Here is a 16,768-nt window from a genome sequence, read left to right as displayed (position 1 = left end):
GGCAAGACCTCATGCCACCGGTGCCGATGAATCCTCTTCGCTGGAGTTTCCGCGCGCAGTGCTTCCTGGGTTTCGCGATCTGCGCGGGCCTGCTGGGTTATGCGCTGTACGTGCAGTTCGTTCACCAGTTGGAGCCGTGCCCGTTCTGCATCTTCCAGCGTCTGGCCTTCGCCGCGACGGGCGTGATGTTCCTGCTCGGGGCGCTGCATGGCCCGCGGCGGCCGGGCGGGCGCAAAGCGTACGGTGTGCTGGCCTTCCTCGGCGCGGCGACCGGCATCGGCATTGCCGGCAAGCACGTGTGGGTCCAGCTGTACCCACCACTGATGCCGAGCTGCGGTCCCGGCTGGGACTACATGATCGAGAACAACACGTGGCTCGGTGTCGTGCAGAAGGTGCTGGCGGCCAAGGGCGACTGCAGCACGATCGATTGGAGTTTCCTCGGCCTGACCATGCCCATGTGGAGCCTGGTGTGGTTCGTGCTGCTGGCGGTCTGGGCGCTCTGGATCGGCTTTCGCGCCCGCAGGACCTCGACCTTCCGCTGATTTGACGCGGCGCACCAATCTGGCACGATGGTGGGCCCCCAGGAGTCCGCCATGAACCCGTCCGACCGCAACCTGCGCGCCGTCTCCCTGCCGCCGAACTGGGCGCCGGACAGCTGGCGCGCGCGGCCTGCGATGCAGATGCCCACCTATCCGGATGCAGCCGCGCTGGAGTCCGTGCTGGGTGAGCTGCGCAAGCTGCCGCCGCTGGTGACGTCGTGGGAGATCTTTTCGCTGAAGAAGCAGCTGGCCGAGGCGCAGGAAGGCAAGCGCTTCCTGCTGCAGGGCGGCGACTGTGCCGAGAATTTCAGCGACTGCGAGTCCGGGCTGATCTCGAACCGTTTGAAGGTGCTTCTGCAGATGAGCCTCGTGCTGGTGCACGGGCTGCGCCTGCCGGTCGTGCGCGTCGGCCGCTTCGCCGGGCAGTACGCCAAGCCGCGTTCGGCGGACACCGAGACGCGCGATGGCGTGTCGCTGCCCAGCTACCGTGGCGACGTGGTCAACGCGCCGGAGTTCACCGCCGAGGCGCGTGTGCCCGATCCGCGGCGCATGATCAAGGCGCATGCGCGCTCGGCCATGACGATGAACTTCGTGCGTGCGCTGATCGACGGCGGCTTCGCCGACCTGCACCATCCCGAGTACTGGAATCTCAACTGGGTCGGTTACTCGCCGCTGGCGGCGGAGTACCAGCAGATGGTCGCCTCCATCGGCGATGCGGTGAGGTTCATGGAGACCCTGTCGGGCTCCGAAGTGCACAACCTCAACCGGATCGATTTCTACACCTCGCACGAGGCGCTACTGCTGCCTTACGAGGAAGGGCTGACCCGTGAGGTGCCGCGCCAGTGGGGCTGGTTCAACCTCAGCACGCACTATCCGTGGATCGGCATGCGTACCGCCGCCGTCGATGGCGCGCACGTGGAGTACCTGCGCGGCGTGCGCAACCCGATCGCGATCAAGGTCGGCCCCTCGGTCACCCCGGACCAGCTGCTGCGGCTGATCGACGTGCTGAACCCGGAGGACGAAGGCGGGCGCCTGACCTTTATCCACCGCATGGGCGCAGGGCAGATCGCCGACAAGCTGCCGCCGCTGCTGGACGCGGTGCGCCGCGATGGCCGTCGCGTGCTGTGGGTCTGCGACCCGATGCATGGCAACACCGAAAGCACCAGCAACGGGTTCAAGACGCGTCGCTTCGACAATGTGCGCAGCGAGGTGGAGCAGTCGTTCGACCTGCATGCCGCCGCGGGAACGCGGCTGGGTGGCGTACACCTGGAGCTGACCGGCGAGGACGTCACCGAATGCACCGGTGGCGCGCGCGAGCTGACCGATGCGGACCTGGAGCGGGCGTACCGCTCGACCGTCGATCCGCGGCTGAACTACGAGCAGTCGCTGGAGATCGCGATGAGCATCGTGCACAAGCAGAACCAGCTGGCCGCTCCCGCCGCGCGCTGAGCGGTCGTCGCGTCGCGCTTTAGCGCGCCGGGTTGTCGGCGCCGGTGGTGTTCTGCGGGATCTCCCAGATCGTGTCGCGGGCGTAGAGTTTCGCGAACTCCGTGGCTGGCAAGGGTTTGCTGAAGTAATTGCCCTGCAGCTCGTCGCAGCCGTTGGCCGCAAGCCAGGCCGCCTGTTCCAGGGTTTCGACGCCCTCGGCGATCGTGCGGCATTGCAGCTGCGCGGCGAGGCTGATGATGGCGCGCGTGATGGCGGCCTGGTTGGGCTCGGACACATCACGGACGAACGACTGGTCGATCTTCAGCACGTTGAAGCCGTAGTTGCCCAGATAGCTGAGGCTCGAGAAGCCGGTGCCGAAGTCGTCGATGGCGATGCGCACGCCCAGGGCCTTCAACGCCCGCAGCGTGCGGTCGGTGCGTTGCACGTCGCGCATCAGCGTGGTCTCGGTGACTTCGAGCTCGAGGAACTCGGCAGGCAGCCCGCTGTCCTGCAGTGCCTCCACCACGGTGTCCACGAGGTCGTCCGTATCGAAGTTCGCGGCGGCGACGTTGACGGAGACGCGGATCGGCGGCAACCCCGCCTGTTGCCAGATCCTGTTCTGCCGGCAGGCGGCGCGGATCGCCCACTGGTCGATATCGACGATGAGGTTGGTTTCCTCGGCGATCGGCAGGAACTCGCCCGGCATGATCAGGCGGTCGCCGCGCTGCCAGCGGGCCAGGCCCTCGACACCGACGATGCGACCGCTGACACGATCGACCTGCGGCTGGTAGTGCAACGAGAGATCGCCGTTGCGCAGGCTGCGGCGCAGGCTGTTCTCCAGTTCGATGCGCGCGTCCACGCTGGTGGCCAACTCGCGCGTATAGAAGCGCGTGGCATTGCGGCCGTTGCGCTTGGCCAGGTACATGGCGGCGTCGGCGCGCATCATCAGCGTGGCGGCGTCGTAGCCGTCCTCGGGGAACAGGCTGATGCCGATGCTGAATGCCTGGTGCAGCTCGTGCGAGGCTACCGTGTACGGCGTACCGGCGAGGGCCAGCAGCCGGTCGGCGATCTGCAGCACGCTGTCGCGCGACAGGATGTCGGGCAGCAGCACGACGAACTCGTCGCCGCCGGTGCGGTACACGGTGCCGAGATTGCCGATGTTGCGCTGGATACGACGCGCCACCTGCTGCAGCAGTTCGTCGCCGGTGTGGTGGCCGAGCGCATCGTTGACGTGCTTGAACAGGTCCAGGTCGAGGAACAGCACCGCGATGCCGTTGCCATGATTGGTGGCGTGCGTGATGGCTTGCCCGAGGCGCGCGTTGAGCTGCAGCCGGTTGGGCAGGCCGGTCAGTGCGTCGTGGTGCGCGAGATAGGTCATGCGCGAGCTGAGGGCGCGCGACTCGGTGATGTCGCGCAGGACCATCACCGTGCCGACCATGCGCTCATCGCGATCGTGGATGGCGGACAGCGAACGTTCCACCAGCAAGCGGCTTCCGTCGCGGCGCACCAGCTGCAGGTCGCCCGGAAGCCCGGTCGGATGCAACCCGTCCTCGTCCTCCGATGACGCGATGCGTGCCAGCGATGCCACCTGGTCCAGTGGCTCGCCGAGTGCCTGTTCGAGACTCCAGCCGCAGAGCGCTTCGGCAGTCGGATTCATGTACGTCACGCGGCTCGCCACGTCCACGGTGATGACGGCCTCGCTGATGGAGGTCAGCGTGACTTCGGCCAGTTCGTTGGCGTCGTGCAGCGCGTGTTCGAGGCGGCTCTTTTCGGTGACGTCGACCGACATCACGAAGAAGCCCGCCACGGTGCCTGTGTCGTCGACATCCGGCGTATAGAAGCTGTGCATCCTGCGCGTGCCGTCGGCGGTGGAGAAGCTGCTTTCGAACTCGCCTTCGCGTCCGGCGAGGGCCGCCTCGACATGCGGCGTGCGCCGCTGGTACGCGTCTTCACCGAACAGGTCGCGCATGGTCGCGCCCGCCCGCGGAGGCGTCCGCCAGCGGACCTGCTCGGCGAACGCGCGGTTGTGGAAGACCAGGCGTTGCTGCGTATCGAACTGCGCAATCAGGGCGGGCAGGCGATCGGTGACGCGCTTGAGGTGGTCGCGGGCCATGGCAAGCTCGCGGTGCGCCTGCACCTGCTCGCTGACATCGTTCCCCATCAGGTACCAGCCAGCGATCTTCCGGCCCGACGCGACATCCGGCACCAGGTAAAGGTGGACCGCGCGCGCGGGCTGTCCCAGCTCGGTTTCCCATGCGATCCAATGGTCCGGCGTGCAGTCCCGCATCGCGCGCCTGAGCGAGGCGAGGAAGCCCGGGGCATCGGCGTGAACCTCGTCCACGGGGCGATCGTTCCAGCCCTCGGGCGACCCCGACCACGCACGGCAGGCGCGATTGGCGAAGCCGTAGCGGCCGTTGCCGTCGATGTAGGCGATCAGGGCAGGGAGGTGGTCGGCCACGGCGTCCAGCAGTGCGCGGCTGCGGCGCTCGGTGCGCGCGAGATTGTGCAGCAGCAGGAACAACAGCACGCCCAGGCCGATGCCGCACAAGGTCAGCAGTGCGATGGAGGCCAGCCCGGGCAACGCCTCGCGCAAGGGCGGCGACTGCAGGACGAGGCGCCAGTCGCTTCCCAGCAGGCGGAGTTCGCGCTGCGCGGTGAAGGCGGGCTGCCAGCCTTCGCCGTGGCGGGCCTTCAGCGTCCCGGACTGGAAGATCGGCGCGTCGCCGGAATCGCGCGCGAGCAGCTGGAGATCGAACTCGCCGCTGCCCGCGTGGCCCACCGCGTCCTCCATCACGCGCTGCCAGCCGAAGCCGGCGGTGGCGAAGCCGCGCAGCAGGCGGCGCCGGGCCTCCATGCTTCCGCGTGCGTCGACCGGATCGGCGTAGACCGGCGCGTACAGCAGGAAGCCGGCGAGGCCGGTGCTGCCTTTGGCAGCGTCGCCCAGCGCCACCAGCGGCGCCGAAGCCAGCTCGCCGCTGTCGCGCGCGGACTCGATGGCGCTGCGACGCGAGGCCTCCGCCATCACGTCCTTGCCGAGCAGCGGCCGCATGCCGGGTGCCGCCGGATAGAGCAGGTCGATCACCACGTATTCGGAACGATCGCCGGCGGGGTGGATGGCGAACCCATCGCCATAGCGCGCACGTTGGGCGGCGACGTAGGCGTCGCGCTCCCCCAGCTGCACGCGACGGGCGAAACCCAGTCCATGCACGCCGGCATGGCGGGTGGGCACTTGCAGCTTCTCGACGAAGGCCAGGAACTCGTCCTGCCCGATGTCCTCACGCCCCTCGAGCACCGCGGCGGCGGCGCGCACGGTGTCTTCGTAGGCGTTCATGTGCGTGGCGACAGCGGTGGCCACGGCGTCTGCACGGGCGTCGAACTGCGCACGGGCGTGTTCCCGTGCCTGCTGCCAGGCCGTGGCGCCGGCCCACAGGGAGAGCAGGCTGGCGATGACCAGTACGCCCCACGCCAGCGAATTCAGATTGCGCTGCCGTCGGCGGGCGGTGGACTCCGATCCACTGAACGCCCGCAGTTCCGATGCCCGGTCCGCGCCTGACTCCACGCGTGAGATCCCCGCCTGCTGGTTGGCGGTTATGACGCCACGAACGGAGATCGCCTGCAAGCGCTTCCGTGCACAAAATGGCTCACACTTATCGACCCAACCTCAACGTCGTGGCGTGCGAGGTGGCAGCGTGGGCCAATACTCCGGTGGCTTGCGTGCCCGCGTGCGTTGTTCATAGTCGTAACCCAGCGCGATCAGCTGTGCTTCGCTCCATGCCGGACCGATGAACACGACGCCGAGCGGCAGGCCATCGCTGTGGCCCATCGGGATGGTGAGGCTGGGATAGCCGGCCACGGCCGCTGCACCGTAGCCGGCGCCGGGAAAGTGATCGCCTGCCTTGTGGTCGGTCAGCCAAGCCGGTCCGGTGGTCGGCGCGATCAGCGCGACCAGTTGCTGGGCCTTGAGCGCGGCATCGATGCCTTCCGGCCCCGCCAGCCGGCGCGCGCGGCTGCGGGCGGCGATGTACTCCGCGTCCCCCAGTCCGCCCTTGGCGTTGGCCTGTTCGAACAGTTCCTGGCCGAAGAAGGGCATCTCGGAGACCCGGTACTGCTCGTTGTAACCGATCAGCTGCGTCAGCGTCGTGAGCGGCGCACGGCGCTCCGTCAGGTACCGCTCCACGCCGTGCTTGAACTCGTACAGCATCAGCTGGAGTTCGTCCTCGTTCCATTGGCCATCGGTGGGGATCTCCGCATCCACGATGATCGCGCCGGCTTCGCGCATCACCTGGATCGCGCCTTCCAGTGCGGCCGCCGCGTCGGGGTGGATCGCCGCCTTGCTGCGCAGCACGCCAATACGGGCGCCCTTGAGCGCACCTGGTTTCAGGCGCGCGCTGTAGTCGAGTGTGGTGTTCCAGGCGGCCTGGGTGGTCGCCGCATCCGCGGTATCCCGGCCGGCCAGCGCGGCGAGCAGCAGGGCCGCGTCCGACACGCTGCGGGCCATCGGGCCCGCGGTGTCCTGGCTGTGCGAAATCGGCAGGATGCCTTGCCGACTGATCAGGCCAACCGTCGGCTTCAGTCCCACGATGCCATTGATGGCTGCCGGGCACAGGATGCTGCCGTCGGTTTCGGTGCCTACGCTGATCGTGACGAGGTTGGCCGACACCGCCACCGCACTGCCCGAGCTCGACCCGCAGGGGTTGCGGTCCAGGGCGTAAGGGTTGCGGGTCTGGCCACCGCGTCCGCTCCAGCCTGAGGTGGAATGCGTGGAGCGGAAATTGGCCCACTCGCTCAGGTTGGTCTTGCCGAGGATGACTGCGCCGGCGTCGCGCAGCCGGCGGACCAGGAAGGCGTCCTGGCCCGGACGGAAATCCTTCAGGGCCAACGAGCCGGCGGACGTGGCCATCGGCACCGCGTCGATGTTGTCCTTCAGCAACACCGGGATGCCATGCAGCGGCCCGCGCACGGTGTTGGCGCGCCGTTCGACGTCGCGCAGCGCGGCTTCCTTCAGGGCATCGGGATTCAGCTCGATGACGGCATTCAGTTGCGGCCCGGTCTTGTCGACTGCGGCGATGCGGTCCAGGTAGGCCTGGGTGAGCTTGCGGCTGTCCAGTTCGCCCGACTGCATGCGCGACTGCAGGTCGGCGATGTCGAGCTCGGCATAGATGAAGTCGGTCGGCGCGGGTGCCGTCGCGGCCGGTGGCGTCGCCGGCTGGCAGGCGGCCAGGGCGAGCGTCAGGCAGAACGGCAGCAGGAGTCGACGCATGCAGTCACCTTCGCGGGGTTGCCGCAGGCTACGCAGCGGCCGGGCTGTGCGTCAAATGTTCTTGCGGCGGCGGATGTCGCGCCAGAGCACCCAGACGATCACGAGGTTGACGACCAGCAACGCCGCCGTGGGCCAGCCGGGGTGGCGGTACAGCGCGTTGACCTCCAGCGGCAGATAGGCGGCCGAGCCGATGCAGCCCAGCCACGACGCCCAGGCGCGCGCGCGCCACAGACCCCACGCCTCCAACAGCCGCATGGCGGCGTAGACCGCGATGATCAGCACCGCGATATGGACGGACTCGGGGTTGATCTTGTCCAGCCACTGGCCCATCACGCCGGGACCGGCGCTGGGAACGAAGCGGCTGATGATCGCCTGCACGCTCTCGCGCAGGCGATCCGGGCCCAGCGCCAGCAGTCCGCCGGCGAAGGCCAGGGCCAGCACGCCCTTGGCGCCCTCGAACAGGGCGATGGCGTGCAGACCGGGGTGCGCCCTGGGATCCGGGTTGTACGCGGAGGTCTCCAAGGCGCGGTGCGACGATCAGGCGGCGCGCGAGGCGCGCTTGCGGTCGCTTTCCGTCAGGAACTTCTTGCGCAGGCGGATTTCCTTCGGCGTGATCTCGACCAGCTCGTCGTCGTCGATGAAGTCCAGTGCCTGTTCCAGCGAGAACTTGATCGCCGGGGTCAGCTGGATGGCATCGTCCTTGCCCGACGCACGCATGTTGGTCAGCGGCTTGGTCTTGATCGCGTTGACGGTCAGGTCGTTGTCCTTGGAGTGGATACCGATCAGCTGGCCTTCGTACACGTTGTCGCCTTCGGCGGCGAACAGCTTGCCGCGCTCCTGCAGCGGGCCCAGCGAGTAGGCCGGCGTGGCGCCCGGCGCATTGGCGATCATCACGCCGTTGAGGCGCTTGGCGATGGCGCCCTGTTCCTTCGGGCCGTAGTGGTCGAACACGTGGAACAGCAGGCCCGAGCCCTGGGTCAGCGTCTTGAACTCGTTCTGGAAGCCGATCAGGCCACGCGCCGGGATCTGGTAGTCCAGGCGCACACGGCCCTTGCCGTCCGGCTCCATGTTCTTCAGCTGACCCTTGCGGACGCCGAGCTTCTCCATCACGCCGCCCTGGTGGTTTTCTTCCACATCGACGACGAGCTGCTCGATCGGCTCCATCTGCTGGCCGTCGATCTCCTTGATGATCACTTCCGGGCGCGATACGGCCAGTTCATAGCCCTCGCGACGCATGTTCTCGATCAGCACCGACAGGTGCAGTTCGCCACGGCCGGAGACCAGGAACTTGTCCGCGTCTTCCAGCTGTTCGACCTTCAGCGCCACGTTGTGCACGGTCTCGCGCTCCAGGCGCTCCTTCAGCTGGCGGCTGGTCAGGAACTTGCCGCCCGACAGGTCCTTGTTGCCGGCGAACGGCGAGTTGTTGACCTGGAAGGTCATCGAGATCGTCGGCTCGTCGACGGTCAGCGCCGGCAGCGCTTCCGGGGTGTCCAGCGCGCAGACGGTGTCGGAGATCGTCAGGTCCTGGATGCCGGAGATGGCGACGATGTCGCCGGCCTCGGCGCTGTCCTGCTCGATGCGCTCCAGGCCCAGGAAGCCCAGCACCTGCAGCACCTTGCCCTGGCGCTTCTTGCCTTCGCGGTCGATGACGGCGACCGGCATGTTCTTCTTCAGCGTGCCGCGCTGGATGCGGCCGATGCCGATGACGCCGACGAAGTTGTTGTAGTCCAGCTGGCTGATGCGCATCTGGAAGGCGCCTTCCGGATCCACTTCCGGCTTCGGCGCGTGCTGCATGATCGCTTCGTACAGCGGGGTCATGTCGCCACCGCGCACGCTGTCTTCCAGGCCGGCGTAACCGTTCAGCGCCGAGGCGTAGACGATCGGGAAGTCCATCTGCTCGGGCGTGGCGCCCAGGCGGTCGAACAGGTCCCACACCTGCTCCACGACCCATTCCGGACGCGAGCCGGGGCGGTCGACCTTGTTGATCACCACGATCGGCTTGAAGCCCATCGCGAACGCCTTCTGGGTGACGAAGCGCGTCTGCGGCATCGGGCCGTCCATCGCGTCGACCAGGATCAGCACGGTGTCGACCATCGACAGCACGCGCTCGACCTCGCCGCCGAAGTCGGCGTGGCCCGGGGTGTCGACGATGTTGATGCGGTTGCCCTGCCAGGTGATGGCGGTGTTCTTGGCCAGGATCGTGATGCCACGTTCCTTTTCCTGGTCGTTGCTGTCCATCACACGCTCGGCCAGCACGGTGCGCTCGGAGAGGGTGCCGGACTGCTTCAGCAGCTGGTCGACGAGGGTGGTCTTGCCATGGTCGACGTGCGCGACGATCGCGATATTGCGGAGGTTTTCGATGGACATGGATTCTGGGATCGGAAAAGCGCACCCGGATACCCCCTTGCAAAGGGGCAGGGCGCGAGGACGTGGGCGGAAAGAAGCGGCGTATTATAGCGGGCTGCGGTGCGCTAAGCACCTGATTTATCGAAAAACGCCAGAATGAACGCCGCCGTGGGGGCCAGCCCTTGAAATCCCGGTCCGGCGCCGTGATCTGGCAACAGGGCCGGACCTGCCTGGCAGACCCGGCGCTCCCCCTTCGCCATCCCGGTCGTCGCCGACCGGGCTGACGGGCCCGCTGCATCCGCCCCGCGAGTGCCCCGCGCACGCAGGAGGCTGCCGGCAGTGCCCCGCCGTTCCCTCAATCACCCCTGGAGAACCGTTCCATGAGTCAGCTGACCGCCACCTTCGACACCTCGCACGGCCCGATCACGATCGAGCTTTACCCCGACAAGGCCCCGCTGACGGTGGCCAATTTCGTCAACCTGGCCAAGCGCGGCTTCTACGACGGCCTGAACTTCCACCGCGTGATCCCGGACTTCATGATCCAGGGCGGCTGCCCCGAGGGCTCCGGCCGCGGCGGTCCGGGCTACCGCTTCGAGGACGAGACCAACAACGGCGTGCGCCATGAGCGCGGCGTGCTGTCGATGGCCAACGCCGGCCCGAACACCAACGGCAGCCAGTTCTTCATCACCCACGTGCCCACCCCGCACCTGGATGGCCGCCACACCGTGTTCGGCAAGGTCCTGGAAGGTCAGGACGTCGTGGATTCGGTCAAGCAGGGCGACCTGATCACCAAGGTGACCATCGCTGGCGACGCCGATGCCGTGCTGGCCGCCAAGGCCGAGCGCGTGGCGGAGTGGAACCGCTTCCTGTCCGCGTGATGGAATGAAAGGGCCGGCCACTGACCGGCCCTTTTTCTTTGGGAGCACCATCTTGAAGGATCGCTGCCTGCGCTTCGTGCGCCTGGCCCTGCTGCTCATGGCTGTCATGATGCTGGCGTCCTGCCGTCAGGACACCGATATCGACCCCATCGAGGCGGCGCCGGAAGTGGAGCCGCCGTCGGCGGAAAGCTTCCAGCGGAGCCTGGAAGGTCTGTGGAGCACGGAAGAAAGCGAGGGGGACGACGCGGAAACGCTCTATCTCTTCGAGTGGCAGGCGAGTGGAGGGCTGCGCGTGGTGCGTGACGGCGTCTGGCTCAACGGTACCGTCGAGGATGTCGACCTGGACAACGGCACGCTGGCCCTGCACGTGACCTCGGACAGCGGGCCGAGCGAGACCGTCACGGTGCGCAAGGTGCCGGACTCGACGACGGAAGGCGCCTTCACCCTGCGGATTACCTGGGGTGGCGGTCAGACCGAGGACCTGGGTTTCGTGCGCCGTCTGACCGCGCGCGACCGCGAGGGCGTGGCCGAAGCGATCCGCGCCGCCGGGCAGGATGAGGGCGGTCCCTGCGAGACCGATGCGCCCGCCGGCAGCGTGCGTGCCGCGCTGGTCTGCGGGCACGAGGAGTTCGGTGCGCTGGATGCCGGCATGCGCAAACAGTTCAAGGAACTGGCGGACCGCTATCCCGACGGCGACAGGACGGTGGCCGCGGCGACCCGCCAACTGGATGCCTGCGACTCGCCGTCCTGCCTGCGCGCGGCCTATGCCCAGTGGCAGGCCTATTTCGACGAGAACTACGACCTGGGCGACGTCGTCGACTACCAGTGACCGGGCGCCGGTGATGCCCGCGGCCTAGACCATGGGCTAGTCGGTCGCGGCGGGGTGCCGTGATACCATTTTGCGCCGCAAAAACGACGGCGACGACGCTCCCTAACCGTTCCCACGCGAGGTTGTGCAATGCCCCTGCTTGCCCGGCGCATCGGTCGCGCCAAGCCAAGTGCGATCATGGCGGTGGCCGAGAAGGCCAAGAAGCTGAAGGCCGAAGGCCGCGACATCATCAGCTTTTCGATCGGCGTTCCGAATTTCCTGCCCGGTGACCACGTCTACCAGGCTGCGCGCGACGCGCTGGCGAAGGACTCCGGCCAGTACGGCAGCAACCGCGGCACCGATGCGCTGCTGGATGCGTTCCTGCAGCACATCGAAGCGCTCGGCCTGACCGGCTACACCCGCGCCAACCTGTCCACCGGCATCGGCGCCAAGCACATCCTGTACAACCTGGCCGAGTCGCTGCTGGACGAAGGCGGCACCATCGCCTATCCGTCGCCGTACTGGACCACGTACGCCGACATCGCCGACATCGTCAACGCGAAGGCCGTGCCGCTGCCGTGTCCCGCCAGCCAGGACTACAAGCTGACACCGGCGCAGCTGGACGATGCGCTGGCGACGCACAAACCCAAAGTCTTCCTGTTCAACAACCCGTCCAATCCGACGGGCATGGTCTACACGCGCGACGAGATCGCTGCGCTGGCCGACGTGCTGGTGAAGTATCCGGACACCTGGATCATCACCGACGACATCTACAACCGCATGCTGTTCGACGGCCTGGCCTACACCAACTTCGTGCAGGCGCGGCCGGAACTGCGCGAGCGCACGGTGTTCGTCGACTCGCTGTCGAAGACCTACGGCATGCCGGGTTGGCGCGTCGGTTTCATGGCCGGTCCGGAGTCGGTCGCGAAAGCGCTGACCACGATGAACTCCAACCACATCACCAACGTGCCGGAAGTGGTCACCGCCGCGGCGATTGCCGCGCTGACCGGTCCGCAGGACGTGCCCGCGCAGAAGAACGCCGAGTTCCAGGCCAAGCGCGACCAGGTGCTGGCGGCGATGGAAGCGATCCCGGGCGTGGTCTGCCCGCGTCCGCAGGGCGCGTTCTATGTGTTCCCCGACATCAGTTGCGCATTCGGCAAGTCGCACAACGGCGTGAAGATCGAGAACGACGTCGACTTCTGCAGCGTGCTGCTCGATGCCAAGGGCGTGGCCTGCGTGCCGGGTTCCGCGTTCGGCGAGCCGCGCGCGCTGCGCATCAGCTACACCTGCCCGACGCCGCAGCTGGCGCCGGGCCTGCAACGCTTCCAGGAATTTTTCGCCGAGTTGAAGTAATCGCACTGTGGGCCACGGCCCACGCTGTCCCCACGCGGCGGGCCGACGCCCGCCCTACGAAACCCCGAGGATCCGCATCATGAAAACCCCCGTCCGTGTTGCCGTCACCGGCGCTGCTGGCCAGATCGGCTACGCGCTGCTGTTCCGCATCGCCTCCGGCGAAATGCTGGGCAAGGACCAGCCGGTCATCCTGCAGCTGCTCGAGCTGCCGCTGGAGAAGGCCCAGGCCGCGCTGCAGGGCGTGATCATGGAGCTGGAAGACTGCGCGTTCCCGCTGCTGGCTGGCATCGTCGGCACCGATGATCCGGAAGCCGCGTTCAAGGACGTCGACGTGGCCCTGCTGGTCGGCGCGCGTCCGCGCGGCCCGGGCATGGAGCGCAAGGACCTGCTGCTGGAGAACGCCAAGATCTTCACCGCCCAGGGCGCCGCGCTGAACAAGGTCGCATCGCGCAACGTCAAGGTGCTGGTGGTCGGCAACCCGGCCAACACCAACGCCTACATCGCGATGAAGTCGGCGCCGGACCTGCCGGCCAAGAACTTCACCGCCATGCTGCGCCTGGATCACAACCGCGCGCTGTCGCAGCTGGCCAACAAGGCTGGCGTGGCCGTCGGCGACATCGAGAAGCTGGTCGTGTGGGGCAACCACAGCCCGACCATGTACCCGGACTACCGCTTCGCCACCGTCAACGGCCAGTCGCTGAAGGACAAGATCAACGACGCCGACTGGAACGCGAACGAGTTCATCCCGAAGGTCGGCAAGCGTGGTGCCGCGATCATCGAGGCGCGCGGTCTGTCGTCGGCCGCTTCGGCCGCCAACGCCGCCATCGACCACGTGCGCGACTGGGTGCTGGGCAGCAACGGCAAGTGGGTGACGATGGGTATTCCGTCCGACGGCAGCTACGGCATCCCGGAAGGCGTGATGTTCGGCTTCGCGGTGACCACCGAGAACGGTGAGTACACGATGGTGAAGGACCTGCCGGTCGACGCCTTCAGCCAGGCCGCGATCGACAAGACGCTGGGCGAGCTGGAAGAAGAGCGCAGCGGCGTGGCGCACCTGCTGGGCTGATCCGCCGGCATCTGCCGTGAGTCCAGGAACGCCGGGCATGTCCCGGCGTTCTTGTTTCGATCCGTCCAGTTGAAGGGAGTCGACATGATCGTTCCGAAATATTGGGCCGAAGGACGGCTCCAACACCGCGCGAAGGGAAGGCAGGTCACGGTCCGTCGCTTTGGCTGGTCCGACCTGAGCCTGGATGATGCGCAAGCATTAGCGGATGTGCGTACGCGCGAAGCGTTCGAGCGTGTGCTGGCAGGCGAGCCGCTGCCGCGCCGCGAAGGCAAGCAGCCGTACAACGGTGCCGTGGGCGTGCCGATCCGCGAGGAGATCGTCGCGCGGGAAGGCGACTGCGTCATCACGCGCAACTCTTATGGCGCGCTTTGCCTCAACACGCCGAGCGCATTGTTCGTGGACATCGACCTGCACGATCCAGGGCCGGAGCCGGCGCTCAAGCGCAAGGTCCGATGGCCGCTGCTGGCCTTAGCCCTGTTGGTCGGTCTGGCAGCTTCGTCGTGGATGGTCGGCATCGTGGCGGTCACCTTTGCGCTGTGGCTGGCCGCATGGATCAGTCGTCGCATCCACGCATCACGCATGGGCAGGGACGGTGGTCCGGAGGCACGGGCGGATCGTCGGATAGAGACCTTTGTCGAGCAGCATCCGGACTGGCAGCTGCGTCAGTACCGCACCCCCGCGGGTATCCGGCTGCTGGCGATGCATCGCGCGTTCGATCCGCACGAGCCGGCGGTCGAAGCCTGTTTCACCGCGTTGCAGACCGATCCGGTGTACGCCGTGATGTGCGTGCGCCAGCATTGTTTCCGCGCACGCGTCAGCCCGAAGCCGTGGCGCATCGGCATCAACCGGCATATGCGGCCACGTCCGGGCACCTGGCCGATCAACCCGGAGCGCATGGCCGACCGCATGCAGTGGGTGGCCGACTACGAGCGGCGTTCAGATGGCTTCGCGGCGTGCCGCTACGTACGCACGCTGGGCGACGGGCGCACCGACGCCGGCATCGACACCGTGCGCACCCTGCACGACCGCCTGTGCCGCGCGGACAGCGCGTTGCCGCTGGCGTGATGGACGGCCGGCCGCCGCGCCTGCATGCGACCGCGTGTCCCATGCGACCAAGGTAGGAGGGCCGCTGCCACAGCGCGGGACTATGCTCGTCCCAGTCGCTGCATCTGGGAGGATCGCATGGCATACGAAGACGTCTATCGGCGCTCGATCGAGCAGCCCGAGGCCTTCTGGGGCGAGGAGGCCAAGGCGATCCACTGGCACGTCCCGCCGCAGCAGATACTGGACTATTCGACGCCGCCGTTCCGCCGCTGGTTCGTCGGTGGGCAGACCAACCTCTGCTACAACGCGGTCGACCGTCATCTCGCCGAGCGCGGCGATCAGTTGGCGCTGGTGGCGGTATCCACCGAAACCGACGTCACCCGCGAGCTGACCTACCGCGACCTGTATCGCGAGGTGAATGCGTTCGCGGCGGTGTTGAAGAAACTCGATGTCGGCCGCGGCGATCGTGTCGTCATCTACATGCCCAACATGGCCGAAGCGGTTTTCGCAATGCTCGCCTGCGCGCGCATCGGTGCGGTGCACTCGGTGGTGTTCGGTGGGTTCGCTGCGCACAACCTGGCGCTGCGCATCGACGACGCACAACCGAAACTTCTGATCGCCGCCGATGCCGGCAGCCGGGGCGGCAAGGTCATTCCCTACAAGTCGCTGGTAGACGAGGCCTGTGCACAGGCGGTGACGCCGCCACCGAAGGTGTTGATCGTGTCGCGAGGGCTGGATCCCGCCGAACCGAAGGTCGCCGGGCGCGACGAGGACTACGCCACGCTGCGCGCCGAGGTTGGCGATGCGGAGGTGCCGGTGGAATGGCTGGAGTCGAACGAACCCAGTTACCTGCTCTACACCTCCGGCACCACCGGCAAGCCGAAGGGCGTGCAGCGCGATGTCGGCGGCTATGCGGTGGCGATGGCGCTGTCGATGCGCACCGTGTTCGATGTCGGGCCGGGGCAGGTGATGTTCTCCACCTCCGACGTCGGCTGGGCCGTCGGCCATTCGTACAACGTGTACGGGCCGCTGATCGTCGGTGCGACGTCGGTGCTGTACGAAGGTCTGCCGATCAATCCCGACGCCGGCATCTGGTGGGCGCTGTGCGAGCAGTACGGCGTGCGCACGATGTTCTCGTCGCCGACGGCGGTGCGTGTGCTGAAGAAGCACGACATCGATTTCATCAAACGCCACGATCTGTCCGAACTGAAATACCTGTTCCTCGCCGGCGAGCCGCTGGACGAACCGACCGCGCACTGGATCACCGATGCGATCGGCAAGCCGGTGATCGACAACTACTGGCAGACCGAAACGGGTTGGCCGGCGCTGACGCTGCTGCCCGGCCTGGACATGAAGCCCGTGCGGTTCGGCTCACCCGGCTTCCCGAATCTCGGCTACCGGATGAAGGTGATCGACGAGGCGTCCGGTGAGGAAGTCGGTCCCGGACAGAAGGGCGTGCTGGTGATGCAGCCGCCGCTGCCGCCGGGCTGCATGACCACCATCTGGAACGACGATGCGCGTTTCCTGTCCAGCTACTTCAGCCACTTCAAGGAGCTGCTGTACAGCTCGCTGGACTGGGCGATCCGCGACGAGGACGGCTACACCTTCATCCTCGGCCGCACCGATGACGTCATCAACGTCGCCGGCCACCGCCTGGGCACGCGCGAGATCGAGGAGTCGGTGTCGGGTTTCGCCGCCGTCGCGGAAGCGGCCGTCATCGGTGTTGCGGATGAGCTGAAGGGACAGGTGCCGGTGGTGTTCGCCACGCTGCGCCAGGCGACGGAAGAGCCACACGAGCGCGTACAGGCCGCCGATGGGATGCGTCGCACGGTCGAGCAGCGCCTGGGGGCGGTGGCGCGGCCTGCGCGCGTCTACATCGTCAACGCGCTGCCGAAGACCCGCTCGGGCAAGCTGTTGCGACGCTCGCTGCAGGCGTTGGCGCAGGGCGCCGATCCTGGCGATCTGTCGACGCTGGACGATCCCAACGCGCTGGAGGAAGTGAAGCGCGCGCTGCTGCGCGGACCAGAGGTCGGCAGCTGAGACGCG

The 16,768-nt window shown here is 67.3% G+C and carries 12 protein-coding genes; 8 read left to right on the top strand and 4 right to left on the bottom strand.

What is annotated here, in order from left to right:
- Positions 1–26: 26 nt before the first annotated feature.
- Complete coding sequence (locus IB230_RS11750) at positions 27–542, top strand: disulfide bond formation protein B (protein ID WP_192272432.1); 516 nt, start codon at positions 27–29, stop codon at positions 540–542.
- 51 nt (positions 543–593) lie between these two features.
- Positions 594–1,988, top strand: a complete 1,395-nt coding sequence (locus IB230_RS11745; protein WP_192272430.1) for a 3-deoxy-7-phosphoheptulonate synthase class II — start codon at positions 594–596, stop codon at positions 1,986–1,988.
- 19 nt (positions 1,989–2,007) lie between these two features.
- On the opposite strand, the gene IB230_RS11740 is transcribed toward IB230_RS11745, so the two are convergent.
- The 4 genes from IB230_RS11740 to typA all read right to left on the bottom strand — a co-directional run bounded on the left by IB230_RS11740 (position 2,008) and on the right by typA (position 9,594).
- Positions 2,008–5,526, bottom strand: a complete 3,519-nt coding sequence (locus tag IB230_RS11740; RefSeq protein ID WP_192272428.1) for an EAL domain-containing protein — start codon at positions 5,524–5,526, stop codon at positions 2,008–2,010.
- A gap of 102 nt (positions 5,527–5,628) precedes the next feature.
- On the bottom strand, positions 5,629–7,227 hold the full coding sequence (locus IB230_RS11735; RefSeq protein WP_192272426.1) for an amidase: 1,599 nt from the start codon (positions 7,225–7,227) through the stop codon (positions 5,629–5,631).
- 51 nt (positions 7,228–7,278) lie between these two features.
- Positions 7,279–7,749: a DUF2127 domain-containing protein gene (locus IB230_RS11730; protein ID WP_192272423.1), complete on the bottom strand. Its 471-nt coding sequence runs from the start codon at positions 7,747–7,749 to the stop codon at positions 7,279–7,281.
- 15 nt (positions 7,750–7,764) lie between these two features.
- The gene (gene typA, locus IB230_RS11725) at positions 7,765–9,594 is read right to left on the bottom strand and encodes a translational GTPase TypA (protein ID WP_192272421.1); all 1,830 of its coding nucleotides are present in this window, start codon (positions 9,592–9,594) and stop codon (positions 7,765–7,767) included.
- 359 nt (positions 9,595–9,953) lie between these two features.
- On the opposite strand from typA, the gene IB230_RS11720 reads away from it, so the two are divergent.
- The 6 genes from IB230_RS11720 to prpE all read left to right on the top strand — a co-directional run bounded on the left by IB230_RS11720 (position 9,954) and on the right by prpE (position 16,762).
- A complete protein-coding gene (locus tag IB230_RS11720; RefSeq protein ID WP_192272419.1) occupies positions 9,954–10,451 on the top strand; it encodes a peptidylprolyl isomerase in 498 nt (165 codons plus the stop codon).
- A gap of 52 nt (positions 10,452–10,503) precedes the next feature.
- Positions 10,504–11,280: a hypothetical protein gene (locus IB230_RS11715; protein ID WP_192272417.1), complete on the top strand. Its 777-nt coding sequence runs from the start codon at positions 10,504–10,506 to the stop codon at positions 11,278–11,280.
- A 129-nt stretch (positions 11,281–11,409) separates the two neighbouring features.
- Positions 11,410–12,612 carry a pyridoxal phosphate-dependent aminotransferase gene (locus IB230_RS11710; protein ID WP_192272415.1) on the top strand — a complete coding sequence of 401 codons (1,203 nt, stop codon included), beginning with the start codon at positions 11,410–11,412 and terminating at the stop codon, positions 12,610–12,612.
- Positions 12,613–12,691: 79 nt separating this feature from the next.
- The gene (locus IB230_RS11705) at positions 12,692–13,678 is read left to right on the top strand and encodes a malate dehydrogenase (protein WP_192272413.1); all 987 of its coding nucleotides are present in this window, start codon (positions 12,692–12,694) and stop codon (positions 13,676–13,678) included.
- A gap of 207 nt (positions 13,679–13,885) precedes the next feature.
- Entirely contained in the window at positions 13,886–14,743 is an 858-nt protein-coding gene (locus tag IB230_RS11700; protein WP_343227311.1) for a hypothetical protein, read from the top strand.
- Between the two features lie 117 nt (positions 14,744–14,860).
- Positions 14,861–16,762 (top strand): propionate--CoA ligase, encoded by a 1,902-nt coding sequence (prpE, locus tag IB230_RS11695; protein WP_192272409.1) that lies wholly within the window; start codon positions 14,861–14,863, stop codon positions 16,760–16,762.
- The last annotated feature ends 6 nt before the right edge of the window (positions 16,763–16,768 follow it).

It is taken from the genome of Pseudoxanthomonas sp. PXM01, from assembly GCF_014851815.1.
Classification (GTDB): Bacteria; Pseudomonadota; Gammaproteobacteria; order Xanthomonadales; family Xanthomonadaceae; genus Pseudoxanthomonas_A.
This window is presented reverse-complemented; position numbering and strand designations above follow the sequence as displayed.